This is a genomic window from Mycolicibacterium celeriflavum (genome assembly GCF_010731795.1).
GTDB lineage: Bacteria > Actinomycetota > Actinomycetes > Mycobacteriales > Mycobacteriaceae > Mycobacterium > Mycobacterium celeriflavum.
Genome location: NZ_AP022591.1, coordinates 1,696,514 through 1,714,377, shown reverse-complemented (window position 1 = coordinate 1,714,377; position 17,864 = coordinate 1,696,514). Strand labels below are relative to the sequence as shown.

The 17,864-nt window shown below is 68.3% G+C and carries 20 protein-coding genes; 11 read left to right on the top strand and 9 right to left on the bottom strand.

Annotated elements, in window-relative coordinates:
* Window positions 1-4: 4 nt before the first annotated feature.
* Both G6N18_RS08410 and mnmA read left to right on the top strand, forming a co-directional pair.
* A complete protein-coding gene (locus tag G6N18_RS08410) occupies window positions 5-1,201 on the top strand; it encodes a cysteine desulfurase family protein (protein ID WP_067216797.1) in 1,197 nt (398 codons plus the stop codon).
* Complete coding sequence (mnmA, locus tag G6N18_RS08405) at window positions 1,201-2,268, top strand: tRNA 2-thiouridine(34) synthase MnmA (protein ID WP_067216794.1); 1,068 nt, start codon at window positions 1,201-1,203, stop codon at window positions 2,266-2,268. The genes G6N18_RS08410 and mnmA overlap by 1 nt, the downstream gene beginning before the upstream one ends.
* A 5-nt stretch (window positions 2,269-2,273) precedes the next feature.
* Here mnmA and G6N18_RS08400 read toward each other — a convergent pair whose 3' ends face one another.
* The gene (locus G6N18_RS08400; RefSeq protein ID WP_083006134.1) at window positions 2,274-2,918 is read right to left on the bottom strand and encodes a sensor domain-containing protein; all 645 of its coding nucleotides are present in this window, start codon (window positions 2,916-2,918) and stop codon (window positions 2,274-2,276) included.
* A 60-nt stretch (window positions 2,919-2,978) separates the two neighbouring features.
* Between G6N18_RS08400 and G6N18_RS08395 the strand changes: the two genes are divergently transcribed.
* The 4 genes from G6N18_RS08395 (at window position 2,979) to G6N18_RS08380 (ending at window position 5,935) form a co-directional block, all read left to right on the top strand.
* On the top strand, window positions 2,979-3,989 hold the full coding sequence (locus G6N18_RS08395; RefSeq protein ID WP_083006135.1) for a uroporphyrinogen decarboxylase/cobalamine-independent methonine synthase family protein: 1,011 nt from the start codon (window positions 2,979-2,981) through the stop codon (window positions 3,987-3,989).
* Window positions 3,990-4,147: 158 nt separating this feature from the next.
* A complete protein-coding gene (locus G6N18_RS08390) occupies window positions 4,148-4,642 on the top strand; it encodes an SRPBCC family protein (protein WP_083006137.1) in 495 nt (164 codons plus the stop codon).
* Window positions 4,639-4,959, top strand: a complete 321-nt coding sequence (locus G6N18_RS08385; RefSeq protein ID WP_067216780.1) for an ArsR/SmtB family transcription factor — start codon at window positions 4,639-4,641, stop codon at window positions 4,957-4,959. The genes G6N18_RS08390 and G6N18_RS08385 overlap by 4 nt, the downstream gene beginning before the upstream one ends.
* A 154-nt stretch (window positions 4,960-5,113) precedes the next feature.
* Window positions 5,114-5,935, top strand: a complete 822-nt coding sequence (locus tag G6N18_RS08380) for a hypothetical protein (protein WP_083006139.1) — start codon at window positions 5,114-5,116, stop codon at window positions 5,933-5,935.
* On the opposite strand, the gene G6N18_RS08375 is transcribed toward G6N18_RS08380, so the two are convergent.
* Window positions 5,936-7,540: a 4-coumarate--CoA ligase family protein gene (locus tag G6N18_RS08375; protein WP_083006141.1), complete on the bottom strand. Its 1,605-nt coding sequence runs from the start codon at window positions 7,538-7,540 to the stop codon at window positions 5,936-5,938.
* A gap of 38 nt (window positions 7,541-7,578) precedes the next feature.
* A complete protein-coding gene (locus G6N18_RS08370) occupies window positions 7,579-7,983 on the bottom strand; it encodes an MmcQ/YjbR family DNA-binding protein (RefSeq protein WP_083006143.1) in 405 nt (134 codons plus the stop codon).
* A 52-nt stretch (window positions 7,984-8,035) separates the two neighbouring features.
* Here G6N18_RS08370 and ligA point away from each other — a divergent pair, with 52 nt between their 5' ends.
* On the top strand, window positions 8,036-10,147 hold the full coding sequence (ligA, locus tag G6N18_RS08365) for an NAD-dependent DNA ligase LigA (RefSeq protein ID WP_083006145.1): 2,112 nt from the start codon (window positions 8,036-8,038) through the stop codon (window positions 10,145-10,147).
* Between the two features lie 65 nt (window positions 10,148-10,212).
* Window positions 10,213-10,467 carry a metallothionein gene (locus G6N18_RS08360; RefSeq protein ID WP_083006146.1) on the top strand — a complete coding sequence of 85 codons (255 nt, stop codon included), beginning with the start codon at window positions 10,213-10,215 and terminating at the stop codon, window positions 10,465-10,467.
* A gap of 2 nt (window positions 10,468-10,469) precedes the next feature.
* On the opposite strand, the gene G6N18_RS08355 is transcribed toward G6N18_RS08360, so the two are convergent.
* The 6 genes from G6N18_RS08355 to G6N18_RS08330 all read right to left on the bottom strand — a co-directional run bounded on the left by G6N18_RS08355 (window position 10,470) and on the right by G6N18_RS08330 (window position 14,830).
* On the bottom strand, window positions 10,470-12,053 hold the full coding sequence (locus tag G6N18_RS08355) for a polyamine aminopropyltransferase (protein WP_083006148.1): 1,584 nt from the start codon (window positions 12,051-12,053) through the stop codon (window positions 10,470-10,472).
* The gene (locus tag G6N18_RS08350; protein WP_083006149.1) at window positions 12,050-12,505 is read right to left on the bottom strand and encodes a DUF350 domain-containing protein; all 456 of its coding nucleotides are present in this window, start codon (window positions 12,503-12,505) and stop codon (window positions 12,050-12,052) included. The genes G6N18_RS08355 and G6N18_RS08350 overlap by 4 nt, the downstream gene beginning before the upstream one ends.
* A 35-nt stretch (window positions 12,506-12,540) precedes the next feature.
* Entirely contained in the window at window positions 12,541-12,975 is a 435-nt protein-coding gene (locus tag G6N18_RS08345) for a DUF4247 domain-containing protein (RefSeq protein ID WP_067216831.1), read from the bottom strand.
* On the bottom strand, window positions 12,972-13,475 hold the full coding sequence (locus G6N18_RS08340; protein ID WP_083006151.1) for a DUF2617 family protein: 504 nt from the start codon (window positions 13,473-13,475) through the stop codon (window positions 12,972-12,974). Before G6N18_RS08340 ends, G6N18_RS08345 begins: the two co-directional genes overlap by 4 nt.
* Before the next feature lie 8 nt (window positions 13,476-13,483).
* A complete protein-coding gene (locus G6N18_RS08335) occupies window positions 13,484-14,095 on the bottom strand; it encodes a DUF4178 domain-containing protein (protein ID WP_067216751.1) in 612 nt (203 codons plus the stop codon).
* A gap of 78 nt (window positions 14,096-14,173) precedes the next feature.
* On the bottom strand, window positions 14,174-14,830 hold the full coding sequence (locus G6N18_RS08330; RefSeq protein WP_067216828.1) for an ACT domain-containing protein: 657 nt from the start codon (window positions 14,828-14,830) through the stop codon (window positions 14,174-14,176).
* 97 nt (window positions 14,831-14,927) lie between these two features.
* Between G6N18_RS08330 and gatC the strand changes: the two genes are divergently transcribed.
* From gatC to G6N18_RS08315, 3 genes are all read left to right on the top strand, one after another.
* The gene (gene gatC, locus G6N18_RS08325; RefSeq protein WP_067216746.1) at window positions 14,928-15,227 is read left to right on the top strand and encodes an Asp-tRNA(Asn)/Glu-tRNA(Gln) amidotransferase subunit GatC; all 300 of its coding nucleotides are present in this window, start codon (window positions 14,928-14,930) and stop codon (window positions 15,225-15,227) included.
* 129 nt (window positions 15,228-15,356) lie between these two features.
* On the top strand, window positions 15,357-16,796 hold the full coding sequence (gene gatA, locus G6N18_RS08320) for an Asp-tRNA(Asn)/Glu-tRNA(Gln) amidotransferase subunit GatA (protein WP_276060871.1): 1,440 nt from the start codon (window positions 15,357-15,359) through the stop codon (window positions 16,794-16,796).
* Window positions 16,797-16,813: 17 nt separating this feature from the next.
* Window positions 16,814-17,845 carry an ATP-dependent 6-phosphofructokinase gene (locus G6N18_RS08315; RefSeq protein ID WP_083006155.1) on the top strand — a complete coding sequence of 344 codons (1,032 nt, stop codon included), beginning with the start codon at window positions 16,814-16,816 and terminating at the stop codon, window positions 17,843-17,845.
* Window positions 17,846-17,864: the final 19 nt, after the last annotated feature.

The window sequence follows — 17,864 nt, the reverse complement described above, 5'->3', positions numbered from 1 at the left end:
GGTTATGACCTCGGACAAGCCGGTCTACCTCGATCACGCCGCCACCACACCGATGCACCCCGCTGCCATCGAGGCGATGACGGCTGCGATGGCCACGGTCGGCAACGCGTCATCGCTGCACGGCACGGGCCGGACGGCGCGGCGGCGGATGGAGGAGTCGCGCGAGACGCTGGCCCAACTGCTCGGCGCCCGCCCGTCGGAGGTGGTCTTCACCGCGGGCGGCACCGAGAGCGACAACTTGGCCGTCAAGGGCATCTACTGGGCGCGCCGGGACGCCGACCCGCGCCGCAGGCGCATCGTGACCACGCCGGTCGAACACCACGCCGTGCTCGACTCCGTCGAGTGGCTGGTCGAACACGAGGACGCCGAGGTGACCTGGCTGCCCGTTCAAAAGGACGGCTCGGTGACGGCGGCGGCACTGCGGCAGGCTCTGCAGGATCACGACGACGTGGCAGTGGTGTCGGTGATGTGGGCCAACAACGAGGTCGGCACGATCATGCCGATCGCCGAACTCGCGGCCGTCGCCGCGGAATTCGAGGTACCGATGCACAGCGACGCTGTGCAGGCCGTCGGTCACATTCCGGTCGACTTCACGGCGAGCGGACTGTCGGCGATGAGCATCGCCGCGCACAAGTTCGGTGGACCGACCGGGATCGGCGCGCTGCTACTGCGGCGCGACACCGCCTGCGTGCCACTGCTGCACGGCGGAGGCCAGGAGCGCGACGTCCGTTCCGGCACACCGTATGTGGCCGGCGCCGTCGCGATGGCCGCAGCGGCGAAGGTTGTGGTCGAAGGCCTGGAAATCAACAGCGCGCGGGTTTCGGCGTTGCGTGACCGCTTGGTCGAGGGTGTGTTGGCGAGCATTGACGACGTCGACCTCAACGGCGCGACGGGAGCCGCGCGACTGCCGGGCAATTCGCACTTCACGTTCCGCGGCTGTGAAGGTGACTCGTTGCTGATGCTGTTGGACGCCAAGGGAATCGAGTGCTCGACGGGATCGGCGTGTACGGCCGGTGTCGCGCAGCCGTCACACGTACTGATCGCGATGGGCGCCGACCCGGTGAGCGCGCGCGGGTCGCTGCGACTTTCGTTGGGCCACACCAGCACCGAGGACGACGTCGACGCCGCGCTCGCGGTGCTGCCTGCGGCGGTGGACCGGGCGCGGCAAGCCGCGCTGGCCAGTTCCGGGGTGGTCGACTAGTGAAGGTACTCGTGGCCATGAGCGGTGGTGTCGACTCGTCGGTCGCCGCCGCCCGGATGGTCGATGCCGGCCACGACGTGGTCGGTGTGCATCTCGCGTTGTCGTCCGCGCCGGGCACTCTGCGCACCGGGTCTCGCGGTTGTTGCTCGAAAGAAGACGCCGGCGACGCGCGCAGGGTTGCCGATGTCCTCGACATCCCGTTCTACGTCTGGGATTTCGCCGACCGCTTCAAGGAAGACGTCATCGACGACTTCGTGTCCTCTTATGCGCGCGGGGAGACTCCGAACCCGTGTGTCCGGTGCAACGAGCGAATCAAGTTCTCCGCGCTGGCAGCCCGCGCGCTGGCGCTGGGTTTCGACGCCGTGGCCACCGGTCACTATGCGCGGCTGTCGGAAGGACGGTTGCGGCGTGCGGTCGACGCCGACAAGGACCAGTCCTACGTGCTGGCCGTCCTGACCGCAGAACAGTTGCGCCACGCCGTTTTTCCGGTGGGGGATACTCCCAAGCCGCAGATCCGCGAGGAAGCCGCGCGCCGCGGTCTTGCGGTCGCCGACAAGCCGGACAGCCACGACATCTGCTTCATCCCCTCCGGCGACACACGCGCTTTCCTCGGCACCCGGATCGGGGTCCGGCGAGGGTCAGTCGTCGACGCGGCGGGCACGGTGCTGGCCGAACACGACGGTGTGCACGGGTTCACCGTCGGTCAACGCAAGGGGCTGGGCATCGCCGGACCCGGTCCCGACGGGCGGCCGCGCTATGTGACCGATATCGATCCGGACAGCGCGACGGTGCGAGTCGGCGCCGCCGCGGATCTGGACGTGTGGACGTTGACCGGTGAGCGGCCGATCTTCACTTCCGGTGTGGCGCCCACCGGTCCGGTGGAATGCCAGGTACAGGTCCGTGCGCACGGCGGCATCGGCGAGGGGGTGGCCGAGCTTCGCGACGGCATGCTGACCGTCAGCCTGCGTGCTCCGCTGCGCGGTGTGGCACCTGGTCAGACCATGGTGCTGTACCGCCCCGACCCCGCCGGCGACGAAGTGCTGGGCAGCGCGACGATCACCCGATAGCCGCGCTATTCGGGCACATTGGCGAGGATGTTCGTCATGACGATCTCGGGCACGGAGTCGGGGAACCGGCATGCGGTCACCTCCACCAGCACGGCCGACTTCACCCGGTAGTCGCGACCGCAGGCGCCTTCGGGGCGGGTCTGCAGGATGTCAGCGCCGATCGTCCAATCGCCGACGAACATCGAACCCAAAGCCGTTGCGCTGCAACCCTCCACGAGGGAGGCAAGGCCATCGAAAGCCCGGCGCGCCGTCATGGCGTCGCGGTACGCTGCCGCGCCCTCGGAGATCAGCCCGCCGTCGGGCGGGTGCTGGAAGGTGGTCTTGCGGAACTCCTCGACGTCGGGTCCGAATGTCTGTGTCTCGGCGAAGATCCATTGGCACTGCGGGGGAGTGGTCTCGGCCAGTGGCTCGATGTCGACCGGAGTCTTGGCGTCCATGGTCGGGATGATCGTGAGATCCTCGCCGGCACCGGTGATTGCGCGCATCTGCGACTGGTCGAGCATGATCGTTTCGACGTCGATCGGCGACAGCGAGTCGTCGTCGATGCCGGGGACGGCGCGCATCGCATGACCACTGATGCTCTGCGTGCACGCCGCCGTGAGCGCTGCCATCGCGCACCAGAGCACGATCGACCTCGGCACTGCGGGCATGGCGCGTCCTTCCGAAACCCTTCCGGACCGAGATTAGCCCGATCGAATACTGTCAAACGAGTGAATGCTTTCGCCGCAGCCACCGGCATCGGGTCGTGGCCAGGGACGTCGCCGCGCGAGGCCGCCGAGATCGTGATCGGCGAACTGCACACACTGCCGCATCTGCCCGAACTCCCGGACCGCGGCGTGGGCGCCGACATGATCGGGCGGGCCGCGGCGTTGCTCGTCGACATCGGCATGGACACCGTCCCACGCGGCTATCGGATCGCGTCGGGCCGCACGGCGGTGGCACGGCGGGCGGTGAGTTTGCTCGACGAGGACCTCGACGCGTTCGAGGAGGCCTGGGAGAAGGCGGGTTTGCGTGGCGGTGGCCGCACCGTCAAGGTCCAGGCGCCGGGGCCGGTCACGCTTGCTGCGCAACTGGAGCTTGCCAACGGCCACCGCGCGCTCACCGATTCCGGTGCGGTGCGCGACCTGACCGCCTCGCTGGCCGAGGGCGCGGCCGCGCACCGGGCGCAGGTCGCGCGCAGATTGGATGCGGCCGTCGTGGTGCAATTCGACGAGCCGCTGTTGCCCGCCGCGCTGGAGGGCCGGTTGACGGGGGTGACCAGCTTGACGCCTGTGCATCCGGTCGACGAGCCGGTGGCCGTCGGCTTGCTCGAGGACTGCGTAGCCGCGGTGGGCGCCCCGGTGGTGTTGCACAGCTGCGCATCTGGTGTGCCTTGGAAGGCGTTGCAGCGCAGCAATATCGCCGCTGTCTCGGTTGACACGTCCACTCTGGTTGCCGCCGATCTCGACGGTATCGGTGAGTTCGTCGACACGGGACGTACGGTGCTGTTCGGCGTGGTGCCGTCGACTGCTCCGGACGGCCGACCGTCTGTCGAAGAGATCGCCCGGGGCGCGGTCTCGGTGACCGATCGGCTCGGGTTCGCCCGGTCCGTGCTGAGCGAGCGGATCGGTATCACGCCGGCGTGTGGCCTTGCCGGCGCCACCGCCGAGTGGGCACGCGCCGCGATCGGATTGGCGCAGAAAGCGGCGGACGCCTTCGCCGAGGATCCCGACGCGTTCTGACGCCGCTCTCGAGATCTGCACGGGCTACGCTTCGTCGGAAGTCGCTGCCCTCCTGCAGAATCCGGCGACGACCCCAGCCGGATCAGAGGAAAAGGCAACCAATGGGTTGCGCGTAGCCGTCGCAGACTATACGGTGAGACGCAACTAGGAGGTTGCATATGAGTACGGATCGTATCGAGAAGGAAGTTCTGTTGAAGGCGCCGCTCGCGCGCGTCTGGCGGGCGATCAGCGACGCCGACGAGTTCGGGCAGTGGTTCGGGGTGCGCTTCGACGGACCGTTCGTGGCGGGCCGCTCGGTGACCGGCGTCATGACCCCGACGGCGGTCGACGCCGACGTCGCCAAGTCTCAGGAGCCGTATGCGGGCACGGCCGACCCATGGCACATCGAGGCGGTTGAGCCGCAACGACGATTGGCGTTCCGCTGGCACCCCTACGGCGTCGAGGAAGGCGTCGATGTCACCGACGAACCCACCACGCTGGTGGAGTTCACGCTCGAAGAGACGGCCGACGGAGTGCTGCTGCGCATCGTCGAATCCGGCTTCGACGCGCTGCCCGCCGAGCGCCGCGCATCGGCGTTCGAGGGCAACAGCGAAGGTTGGGCCGCGCAGGTCGAACTCGTGCGCAAGTACCTCGCCATCAGCGAGACGGTGTGAGCGCCCCACCGGTAGAAGCCCCGATTTTCAACGCTCTCGGCGACGTCAACCGCCTGCGCATAGTCACCCGACTGTGCGAGGGCGGGCCGAGTTCGACAACCGAGGTCACCGCGGTGGTGCCGGTGAGTCGGCAGGCGACGACCAAACACCTGCTGCTGCTGGAATCGGTGGGCTTGGTGAGCAGTGAGCGCAGTGGCCGCGAGCGCATCTGGCGGATGCAACCCGCCCCGCTGGCCGACGCAAGCGAGTACCTCGCGAAGCTGTCGCAGCGCTGGGACCACGCAATCGACCGGCTGCGCGCGTACGTCGAGGACTGAGGCTACGGTTGCTGGTCGAGTTGCGCGCGTTCTGTGGAGACGCGGGGTATGGGGTTGGCCAGCGTGCAAGAATGCTTCGCACGCGTCGTCGATCTTCTTTGCCCGAGAGGAATGTGCCCGAGTGAATCCGCGCCTCGCAGCAGGTGTCGGAGTAGTGTCCGCCGTTCTTCTGCTGGGCGGGTCCGGCGCTGCCGTCGCATCGGCCCATCCCGGGGATTCGCACGGCTCCGACCGGGGAAGCAGTTCCGACCGTGGCCGTGACAATCACGGTCGCGGATCAGACAACGACGACCACGACACCGGCCGTCGTGACCATGACAGCGGCGACCGCAACGGCACCGGCAACCGTGGCGGTGGCACCGAGAAGACGGGCGGCAGCCCTTCGTCGCGGGTCGGGTCCGGCCGCGAGGACCTTCCGCAGTTGTCTTCGAGTAACCGGTCGGCGGTCGCCGACAAGTCGGATTCGGCAGCACCCTCGTCGGTCAGCGGTGGGTCGGCCGAGCGCGTCGCGGCCAGTGGCGGGCCGGTCGTCAGCGAGTCGACCGCAGGCAGCGAAACCTCGACGGGCAGCGTGGGCGTGGCGAGTTCGCCCGGCGGATCCGATGCGCCCGGCGCACGGGTGTCGGCATTCGACCCCCCTCAGGTGACGTTCGGCAACGGACGGTCACCGGGGATCCAGAGCGGCGGATCCGAACCGCCTCGGCAGGCTCCCGCACCGGTTCCCGCCGCACCGGCGCCGCCACCGCCGCCACCGCCGTTGCCGCCGCCACCACCTCCGAAGCCAGCGCCTGCGTGGGTGCACCGGGTGGCCACGCCACCGGCGAGCGCGCGCCAGTTCGTCGTCGCGCCCGGCGCCGGGTCGACCGACCCGCTGTGGGGTATCGCCGGGTTGCTGGTCATCCCGGCGGCCGGCGCCGTGCTGGGCTACCGGCAGGCGCGCGCGGCGCAGGCCGCCGAACGGGTACGCCGGCCCTGATCAACCACGCAGGTCCTTGCGAAGTATCTTGCCGGACGCCGACTTCGGCACCGCATCGATGAACGCCACCTCGCGAACCTTCTTGTAGGGCGCCACCTGGCCGGCGACGAACTCGATCACGTCGTCTTCGGTCAACTCGGCACCGGATCGCTTGACCACGAACGCCTTCGGGATCTCTTCGCCCTCGGCGTCGTTGACGCCGACCACCGCGGCATCGGCGATGTCGGGATGGTTCAGCAGGACGGCCTCCAGTTCGGCAGGAGGCACCTGATAGCCCTTGTACTTGATCAACTCCTTGAGCCGGTCGACGATGTAGACGCAGCCGTTCGCGTCGACCTGGGCGAGGTCGCCGGTGTGCAACCAGCCCGCGTCGTCGATCGTCTCCCGGGTGGCCTTCTCGTTGCCGAGATAGCCGGCCATCACGTTGGGACCCTTGAACCACAGCTCGCCGGTTTCGCTGAGACCTTCTGCGGGCGGGTCGATTTCGGCACCGGTTTCGGGGTTGACGATCTTCGACGCCGCGTTGGACACCGTCCAGCCGACCGAGCTGAGCGGCGCGACCATCTTCATTTCCTGCTGGCCGCCGTCGAACGGCGTGATGTGGCTGACCGGGCTGAGTTCACTCATGCCGTAACCCTGCACGACGCGGCAATCGAGGCGTTTTGCGACTGCTTGGCCGAGTTCCGCGTCCAGTGGGGCCGCTCCCGACATCACGACGTTCAGAGACGACAGGTCGTATTCGTCGATCAGCGGATGCTTGGCCAACGCCACGGCGACCGGCGGTGCGATGAATACGATTGTGCACTTGTGATTCGCGATGTTGGCCAGGAAGTCGGCGAGGTCGAAGCTACCCATGATGACCAACCGGGCACGCGCATGCAGGGCGGCGTTGAGCAGGACCGTCATCCCGTAGATGTGGAAGAACGGCAGAACGGCCAAAACCGTGTCCTCGGCGACCATCCCGTGCAGCGGCCGGATCTGGGCGACGTTGGCCACCAGATTGCGGTGAGTGAGCATGACGCCCTTGGGGTTTCCCGTCGTTCCCGAGCTGTACGGCAGCACCGCCAAGTGCGACGACGGCGCGAAGCTCACCCGCGGCGGCGGCTGCCCGGGCTCCATCAATTCGGCGGCGTTGGGATGCCCGTCGGTTTGGCGGCCGGCGCCGTCGAGCACGACGAGGCCGTCGTCGGGAATTCCGGCGGCCGCGGCCGCTTGCTTGGCCTGCGCCAGCAGCGGCGACACCGTCACGAGCATCTTGGCGTTCGAATCGGTCAGCTGCTTGCCGATGTCTTTGGCGGTGAACAACGCGTTGATGGTGGTGGCCGTCGCGCCGGCGCGCAGGATGCCGTGGAAGGCGACCGCGAACCCCGAACTGTTCGGCGACAGCAGGCCGACGACATCACCGACGCTGATGCCGCGGCCGGCGAGCGCGCCCGCGAACGCGTCAACGCGCGCGATCATCTCGCGGTAGGTGGTCTGTCGCCCAGACTTCGCGTCGACGAGCGCGACGCGATCCAGGTCGGCCTCGGCGATAGCACCGAACAGGTAGTCGTAGACGCTGGTGGACGGAATGTCGACTTCGGGGAACGGGCTCGCGAAACTCATAGCGCCTCCGATCGAATCATGGCCTGCTGGCCACCGGGTCAAACTTCGTCGAGCTGTTTGATGAGTTTCTTCGGGGCGGTCAGCCGGTACGAGGCGTCGATCAGCTCACGTACCTCACCCCAGTCGACTCTCTTTGCGGCCGTCAGGTCCAGACCCAGCCAGCCCGACGGGCCCAGATAGGCGGGATAGAAGAACCGACCGTCCTGCCGCAGGGCCCGTCGGTCGCTCTCGTCGACCTTGACGATGATGGCCTGGGGGTACTGCAGGTATTCGCCGCCGGTCTCGGGTCGGACGCTGCCGCCGTACATGAGGAACATCTTCGCGGCGAAGAACGCGGGCCTGCCGTGCGACACCTTCTCATAGGCCTCCGGGAACGCCAGCGCGACTGTGCGCACCCGCGCCAGTACCGGGTCGTCGTCGCGGAACATGATGGGGTGCGGCATGGGGCCAGGGTAATCGTGCGGTCCTGTCGGGCGGCTCCGTTAGCCTGCGAGAGTGACCTCCAAAGGCGCGGAAGACGCACTGGCCGAGCAGGCCGGCGAAGGCCTTGACGCGGACGTGCGTCGCCGTTGGCAGGAACTCGCCGACGAGGTCCGTGAGCACCAGTTCCGCTACTACGTGCGCGACTCGCCGATCATCAGCGACGCCGAGTTCGACAAGCTGCTGCGCGAACTGCAGGCCCTCGAGGACGACCACCCCGAGCTGCGCACCCCGGACTCGCCGACGCAGTTGGTCGGCGGCGCCGGCTTCGCCACCGACTTCACGCCGGCCGAGCACCTCGAGCGGATGCTGAGCCTGGACAACGCGTTCACGCCGGAGGAACTGGCCGCGTGGGCGGGCCGGATCAAGGGCGAGATCGGCCCCGAACTGGTGCAGGACGCGCACTTCTTGTGCGAGCTGAAGATCGACGGCGTGGCGCTGTCGCTGGTGTACCGCGACGGGCGCCTGGAACGCGCCGCCACCAGAGGTGACGGCCGCACCGGTGAGGATGTCACGTTGAACGCCCGCACCATCGATGACGTCCCCGAAAGACTCACCGGCACAAAAGAATTCCCCGTCCCGAAGGTTCTCGAGGTGCGCGGCGAGGTGTTCTTCCGGGTGGCCGACTTCGAGGAACTCAACGCCGGGCTGGTCGCCGAGGGCAAGCCGCCGTTCGCCAATCCGCGCAACAGCGCCGCTGGGTCGCTTCGGCAGAAGAACCCGGCCGTCACGGCGCGGCGCAAGCTCCGGATGATCTGTCACGGCATGGGCCGCGCCGAAGGTTTCCGGCCGAAGACCCTGCACGACGCCTACCGGGCGCTCAAGGCGTGGGGCTTGCCGGTCTCCGAGCACACTGCTCAAGTCAAGGGGATGGACGCGGTCACCGAGCGCATCGCCTACTGGGGTGAGCATCGCCACGACGTCGAGCACGAAATCGACGGTGTGGTGGTCAAAGTCGATGACGTCGCACTGCAACGCCGCCTCGGATCGACGTCGCGGGCGCCGCGCTGGGCGATCGCCTACAAGTACCCGCCCGAGGAGGCGCAGACCAAGCTGCTCGACATCAAGGTCAACGTCGGACGCACCGGCCGGGTGACCCCGTTCGCGTGGATGGAGCCGGTCAAGGTGGCCGGCTCGACGGTCAGCCAGGCCACGTTGCACAACGCGTCCGAGGTCAAGCGCAAAGGCGTGCTCATCGGTGACACGGTGATGATCCGCAAGGCCGGTGATGTGATACCGGAAGTGCTCGGCCCCGTCGTCGACCTGCGCGACGGTTCCGAACGCGAGTTCGTGATGCCGACGCACTGTCCCGAGTGCGGGACCTCGCTCGCGCCGGCCAAGGAGGGCGACGCCGACATCCGCTGCCCGAACACCCGGTCGTGTCCAGCGCAGTTGCGGGAACGCGTGTTTCACGTCGCGGGCCGCGGCGCGTTCGACATCGAGGGGTTGGGCTACGAAGCGGCGACCGCGCTGCTGCAGGCCGGCGTCATCGCCGACGAGGGCGACCTGTTCACGCTCGGCAGCCAGGACCTGCTGCGCACCGACTTGTTCCGGACCAAGGACGGCAACCTGTCGGCCAACGGCAAGCGGTTGCTGGTGAACCTGCACGACGCCAAGTCCAAACCGCTGTGGCGGGTGCTCGTCGCGCTGTCGATCCGCCACGTGGGACCGACGGCGGCCCGCGCGCTGGCCACCGAGTACGGCAGCCTGGACGCGATCATGGCGGCATCGGAGGAGGAGTTGTCGGTCGTCGAGGGTGTGGGCCCGACGATCGCGGCCGCGGTGACCGAATGGTTCACCGTCGACTGGCACCGCGCGATCGTCGACAAGTGGCGCGCCGCCGGGGTGCGGATGGCCGACGAACGCGACGCGAGCATCGCGCGCACCCTCGAGGGACTCTCGATCGTCGTCACCGGCTCGTTGACCGCGTTCTCCCGCGACGACGCGAAAGAGGCGATCGTCGCGCGCGGCGGCAAGGCGGCCAGCTCGGTGTCGAAGAAGACCGCCTATGTGGTCGCGGGCGACTCTCCCGGCTCCAAGTACGACAAGGCCGTCGAGCTGGGCGTCCCGGTTCTCGACGAAGAAGGGTTTGCGCGGCTGTTGGAGAACGGCCCCGAGGGCATCTGAGCGCTCCGGCGTTTGTCTGCCCCGCTCACCGGGCACCCGACTGGGCGAGGCGACAAGGAGTTGTGATGGCGATCTGCGATACCTGTGGCAACCACTACGACAAGGCGTTCACCGTGACGTGGCCCGACGGCCGCAGCGCGACTTTCGACAGCGTCGAGTGCGCAGCCGTGCAACTCGCCCCGGAGTGTGCGCACTGCGGGTGCCGAATCCTCGGTCACGGCATCGAGACCGATGAAGCGATCTTCTGTTGCGCGCACTGCGCACGCAAGGACACCAACGCCGACGTCAACGACCGCTATCCGGTACCTCCCGGCGCCTGACGTCAGCGGTATCCGCGCCGGATGTCGTCGACGATGCGCGGATGGTCCAACGTCGAGGGCTCCAACGACTGCGGCTGTATATCGCCGCCGAACACCGTCGCGGCGTCGAGTGCCTGCTGGTCGAGATAGCGCAGCGGCGGGGCATCGGTGGGGACCGTCGGCGTCGGTGCGGTCGGCCCCCGGCGGGCCAGCACGAAGCCCCAGTCACCGAACGTCGGCACATGTACGTGGTAAGGCGTCGCCGCGTACCCGGCGGCCCGGATCGTCGACACCGTGCGCCAGAACGCGGTCGGGGTGGAAAAGGGGCTACCCGCCTGTACGGACAACAGACCGTTCGGCGCCAGGGCGCGGCCGATCAACGCGTAGAACTCCACCGAATACAGCCGTCCCAGCACCGGGGTGTCGGGGTCGGGCAGATCGGTGATCACCGCGTCGAAGCCGCCCGGCGCGACGTCGCGTGGTGCGTCCCGCAGCCACGCCATCGCGTCGCCGATCACCACCTGAACCCGCGGATCGTCCAGCGCGCCGCCGTTCGTCTCACGCAACGTGGTGCGTGCCACCTCGATGACCGCCGGATCCAACTCCACCTGCACGATCGTGTCGATATCGTTGTCGCGCAAAACTTCCCGCGCTACCAGCCCGTCGCCGCCGCCGAGAATCAACACCGACCTGGCATCGTCTGCGAGTGCCGGGTAGACCAGGCTTTCGGTATAGCGGTACTCGTCGCGTGTCGAGAACTGCAGCCCGCCATCGAGATACAGTCGCATGTCGTCGCCGCGGCGGGTGACCACGATCTCCTGGTACGCCGAGTGCTCATGGGCGATGATCGGGTCGGCGTAGAGCCGTTGCCGGGTCGAGGCCTGGATGCCCTCGGCGCGCACCAGCAACACGACGAGCAACGCCAGCGCCGTCGCCAGCACCGCCAGGGACATGGCCAGTTCACGCGCGCTGACGATGTGCCGCAACAGGAACGCCGCAACCACGGCCGCCGCGGCGAGGTTGACGATTCCCGTGACGGCCGCACCGCGGATCATGCCCAGGTGCGGCAGCAGGAGGAACGGCCACAGCAGTCCGCCGATGAGCGCCCCCAGGTAGTCCGCTGCGTTCAGGTTGGCCAGCACCCGTCCGGTGTCGGTGGCCCCCGCGGTACGTCCGCGCTGCAGCAGCGTCATCAGCAACGGCACCTCGGCGCCGACGAGGCAGCCGATCAGCGCGGTGCCGATCGCGAGCACCCACAGCGAGCCGCCCACGAACGCGAACGCGACATACAGTGCGGCCGCCGACAATCCGCCGACGATCGCCAGCGACGTCTCGACGGCGATGAACGTGACGGCGGCGCGGTGCAGCAGCGGCTTCACCAGCAGCGCGCCCACGCCCAGCGCGGCGACGTAGCCGGCGACGATCAGCGACATCGCCACGATGCCGCCGCCGTGCAGGCTGGTCGACAGCGTCAGCAGCGCCAGTTCGTAGACGATGCCGCACGCCGCGCACGCCGCCACTGCCGAAAGTAACACCGCGCGCCAGCGCGTCACCGAACCTGCCAGTCGCGGTGCCGGGGAAGGAGCGTCGTGATCGGTCACCGTCATGACAGCGCGGCGGCGTTCACCCCTCCCACGGCGATCAGCATCACGGCGGTGGCGACGGCGCCTGGGTGCAACCGTTCCTCGGCGATCAGATCGCGGAAACGTCCGGGCACGACCGCCTCCAGCACGACCAGCGCCAGCCCTTGCAGCACCACGCCGACGAGGCCGTAGACCGCAGCGTCGACGAGTCCCTGGCCGAGTTGGCTGGAACTGGCCACGATCGCCGAGACCACCACGATGGCGAGGGCGGCATACATTCCCGACGCGACCGCAACCGCGTTGGGCCGCCGCTCGACGAACACCAACCGGCGCAGGTTTCCCGGTGTCAGCAGGTCGACCATGAGGAAACCGGCCGCGAGAACGGCGACGCCGACGATGAAGTACAAGATCGCGGCGACCACGTTCTGCGCAAGGCTCTCTCCGCTGATGGTGCCGAATTCGATCGCCAGATTCATGGGTTCTCCTTACCCGATTGGCCTTGAGGCGCGTGTCATTTCGTCCCGCCCGGTCCACCCGAGCTGCCGCCCGCCCCGCCGGCGGGCGATCCGGGATAGAACCCGGGTCCGAGAAAGATGAACGCACCCCCGCTGTATCTGCTGCCGCGAACGTCTTCGACCCGGATGGTGCACGGACGGTTGCCGTCGGGGCCGACGATCACGATGTCGTCGTCATAACGCAGATACTCGATACCGCGGTCGGTGGCCCGCGCCTCGGGACGCTTGTAGTCCGCAAGCCGGTCGGCCACTTCGCTGGGCGATCCTGTGCACTCGTAGCTGCTGGCCTCGGTCCCATGCGAGTACGCGGCGTAGTTCTCTGCGACGTGCGAGCGAATGTCGCGGTTCTGCAACGAGATACCGAGAAGCAGGCATGCGATGCCCGCCACGGCGAGCCCACCGGCCAGCCAGAACAACGCGGTTCGGCTCACGGTCGCCACCGGCTGCTGGTGTAGACGACTGTGCCACCTGCGGCTGCGTCAGGATAAAGATGCCATGTCCGCCAACGCCATCCGGTGCCGTCCGGTTCGGCGGCCAGCGCGGTCAGTGCGGCGTCGTCACCCGGGAACGCGCCGCCGAGCCATCCGTCCATTCGCTCACAGCTGCTTTGCAGGATTTGGGCGAGCCTGCGAAAACCGGCTGTGTCATACGTTTCGGTCCGTGACTCGATACGGTAACCGGGCGCGACGGCGCAGCCGGGTAAGGCGGCATCCGTGCGCGCTGTACACGAAACCTCTTCGGAGAACCTGTGTTTCGGATGCTCGACGGTGACGAGATGCGATGCGCCGAGCACGCCGAGCACCAGTGTGCTGCCATCCGAATTGGTCAGCGGCAACGTCGCCAGCGGCTGGGCTAGGGGAGCGTTCAGCGCCAGCCGCAGCGTTGTTCCCGACACGTCGGCCGGATTCACTACCAGTCGGTGAAAGGGCACCCGGTGTCCTACTCGGTGGGTGGCGGCGCGGGATACACCGTGAGTTCGCCGGGCAGCACCGGTTTCCCGACCGACACCTCCCACGGCATGTCCGGTGCCCACCGCTCGAATCCGAGGAACGAGGACTCGTCGGCGTCGGCGTAGTCGACGAACTCCATCTCGCCGCCTGCGGGCAGTCCGGTGGTGCCCTCGGTGGTGAACGACGCGCCTCCGCGTTCGGTCTCGCGGTAGCTGATTCCGTCGAGGACGAGGTCGCCTCCGGGTTGCAGTGATGCGTCCTTGCGCCGCGTCCACATCACCAGTTCGAGTCGGCCCTCGTCCTCTTCGACGCTGAACCACAACGGTTCGGAACCACCTTCGAGCAAATGCTCCCACCACACGAACGGCCCTTGCCGCAACGTTGCGGTGCCACGGACCACGTAGTCGATTCCGCCGTGGGCGACGATCGCACCGGGTCCTAGCTGGCGCGGGCCGAACTGAGGCATGGTGGCGGCGAACTTGAGCGGATCCTCACGCGCGGACTCGGTCTTCGGCTTCTTCGGCCGTCGAAGCGCTATCACCAACACGGCGACCGCCCCGAGGAGCAGTACGACGGCGAGCACGATCAGCAGCGTGTCCACGCGAAACCTTCCGATCGGCGTTGAGCGGTGCGGTTGATGGGATTGCTGCCACCGTAACAGCCGTGCCGTATGCGCACGTCAGCGCAGAATCGTGGCGACGATGCCGGCGAGATAGCCGAGCCTGGCGATCTCCGAGGGTCGGAAGAGGGGCCCGCCGGGGCGGCCCAACACCACTGCGGTGAGCGGATCGCCGAGCGGGGCGGCGGCCAGCGTGGTCGCCATGTCGCGCCACAGCTGGGGCACCCAATCGGCGTCGCCGTCCAGGGCGCGGGCTCGGTCGAGCGGCAGCCACGGCGTCTGGGCCGCTTGCGTCTCGGGTGCGCCCGGGCTGCCGACGATGCGCTCCGGCTCCGATTCCGCCAGCCGAACCACGGTGGTCCAGCCCACGCGCAGCACCCGGGGTGCCTCGTCGGCGAGGACCTGCAGCTTGTTGCGGCGGTCCGCGGCGGCGATGTGGTCGATGAGCTCGAGTTCGCGGTGCGCCTCGAGCAGCCCGGTGTGTGGGCGGATGGAGTCGACGTGGACACCGTTGAGCTGTTCCGCGGCGGTGATCAGCATGTCCGGCATCGCGCGGGCGGGCAGCTCGACCACGAGATCGTCGACGGCATAACCAGCCGACCGCTCCACCACGTCGAGCGACAGGATGTCGGCGCCCACCGATCCGAGCGCCACGGCAAGCGAGCCGAGGCTGCCCGGTCGGTCCTCCAGCTGGACCCGTAGCAGGTACGAAGGCACGCGCAACACTGTTGCACAACGCTGTCGGGTGGGCATTCCGGCGAGAGCGCCGGACGACCGCGTCGCCGCGCTGCGGTGGTGACTAGGCTTGCGAGTCGTGTCGCAGATCTCCCGAGATGAGGTGGCCCACCTGGCCCGTCTCGCTCGCCTCGCCCTGACCGAAGACGAGCTGGACAGCTATGCCGGGCAGTTGGACGCCATCCTCGGCCACGTCAGCCAGATCCAGTCCGTCGACGTCGCGGGCGTCAAGCCGACCGGCAATCCGCTCACCGACGTCAACGTGTTCCGTCCTGACGCCGTCGAGCCGAGCCTGACGCAGGACGAGGCGCTGGACCAGGCGCCCAAGGCGGCCGAGGGCCGGTTCGCGGTCCCGCGCATCCTGGGAGAGGCCCAGTGACCGAAGGCGAGCGCGAGTGAGGATCGCAGCGAAGCGAGGACCGGTGGGCCCACGCCCGCAGGGCAGGGGACGAGTGGGAGAGGCCCAGTGACAGACCTGATCCGGCTGGATGCGGCGACGCTCGGACGCATGATCGCCAGCAAGGAGGTGTCCTCGACCGAGGTCACCAAGGCATGCCTGGACCAGATCGCGGCGAGCGACGACCGTTACCACGCGTTCCTGCACGTCGCGGACGACCGCGCGCTGGCCGCGGCGGCGCGTGTGGACGCCGCGGTGGCCGCAGGCGAGGACCTGCCCTCTCCGCTGGCCGGGGTTCCGGTGGCGCTGAAGGACGTGTTCACCAGCACCGACATGCCGACGACCTGCGGCTCGAGGATTCTCGAGGGTTGGATGGCGCCGTACGACGCCACCGTCACGATGCGGTTGCGTGCGGCGGGCCTACCGATTCTTGGTAAGACGAACATGGACGAGTTCGCGATGGGTTCCTCCACCGAGAACTCCGCATACGGGCCGACCCGCAACCCGTGGGACGTCGACCGCGTTCCCGGCGGCTCCGGCGGCGGCAGCGCGGCTGCGCTGGCGGCGTTCCAGGCGCCGTTGGCCATCGGCACCGACACCGGCGGCTCGATCCGTCAACCGGCCGCGCTGACCGCGACGGTCGGGGTGAAACCGACCTACGGCACGGTGTCGCGCTACGGGCTGGTGGCCTGCGCGTCGTCACTGGATCAGGGCGGCCCGTGCGCGCGCACCGTCGTCGACACCGCCATGCTGCATCAGGCGATCGCCGGTCACGACGCAAAAGACTCGACCTCGGTCGATGCCGCGGTGCCCGACGTCGTCGGTGCGGCCAGGGCGGGCGCGGCCGGTGACCTGGCCGGTGTGCGGGTCGGCGTCGTCAAGCAGTTGCAGGGCGAGGGTTACCAACCCGGCGTACTGCAGTCGTTCCACGCCGCCGTCGAACAGCTGACCGCGCTGGGGGCCGAGGTCAGCGAGGTGGACTGCCCACACTTCGACTACTCGCTGTCGGCCTACTACTTGATCCTCCCGTCCGAGGTGTCGAGCAACCTCGCGCGGTTCGACGCGATGCGATTCGGGCTGCGCGTCGGCGATGACGGCACGCACAGCGCCGAAGAAGTCATGGCGTTGACCCGAGCCGCGGGATTCGGTCCGGAAGTCAAGCGCCGCATCATGATTGGTACGTACGCGCTGTCGGCGGGCTATTACGACGCGTACTACAACCAGGCGCAGAAGGTGCGCACGCTGATCGCGCGTGATCTCGATGCGGCGTATCAGAAGGTCGACGTGTTGATCTCGCCGGCGACGCCGACCACCGCGTTCGCGTTGGGCGAGAAGGTCGACGATCCGCTGGCGATGTACCTGTTCGACCTGTGCACTCTGCCGCTGAACCTGGCGGGCCACTGCGGAATGTCGGTGCCCGCGGGCCTGTCGCCCGACGACAACCTGCCGGTGGGGCTGCAGATCATGGCGCCCGCACTGGCCGACGACCGGCTGTACCGGGTCGGTGCGGCCTACGAAGCCGCGCGCGGACCGCTGCCAACGGCGGTCTAACGGGGGAGGATGTAGTCATGCGCATCGGAGTGCTGACCGGCGGCGGTGACTGTCCGGGACTGAACGCTGTCATTCGGGCGGTAGTGCGCACGTGCGACGTGCGGTACGGCTCCTCGGTCGTCGGCTTCCAGGACGGCTGGCGCGGTCTGCTGGAGAACCGGCGCATCCAACTCGCCAACGACGACCGCAACGATCGGCTGCTGGCCAAGGGCGGCACCATGCTGGGTACCGCGCGGGTGCACCCGGAGAAGCTGCGCGCCGGGCTGGACCAGATCAAGCAGACGCTCGACGACAACGGCATCGACGTGCTGATCCCGATCGGCGGTGAGGGCACGCTGACCGCGGCGCGTTGGCTGTCCGAGGAGAACGTCCCGGTGGTCGGTGTGCCCAAGACGATCGACAACGACATCGATTGCACGGATCTGACGTTCGGTCACGACACCGCGCTCGGCGTGGCGAGCGAGGCCATCGATCGGCTGCACAGCACCGCGGAATCGCACCAGCGCGTGATGCTCGTCGAGGTGATGGGCCGCCACGCCGGATGGATCGCGTTGAACGCCGGGCTGGCCTCCGGCGCCCACATGACCCTGATCCCCGAGCAGCCGTTCGACGTCGAAGAGGTGTGCCGGCTGATCAAAGCGCGCTTCGTGCGCGGCGATTCGCACTTCATCTGTGTGGTGGCCGAGGGCGCGAAACCCGCCGAGGGGTCGATGCAACTGAAGCAGGGCGGTGTAGACGAGTTCGGCCATGAACGCTTCACCGGCGTCGCACAGCAACTCGCGCTCGAGGTGGAGAAGCGGATCAACAAAGAGGTGCGGGTGACGGTGCTCGGTCACGTGCAACGCGGCGGCACCCCGACGCCGTTCGACCGCGTGCTGGCCACCCGCTTCGGCGTCAACGCCGCCGACGCCGCGCACGCCGGTGAGTACGGGATGATGGTGTCGCTGCGCGGGCAGGAGATCGGGCGCGTCTCGCTGGCCGATGCAACCCGTCAGTTGAAGCTGGTCCCGCAGAGCCGCTACGACGACGCCGCGGAATTCTTCGGCTGAGCCGCCTCACTAGGATCGC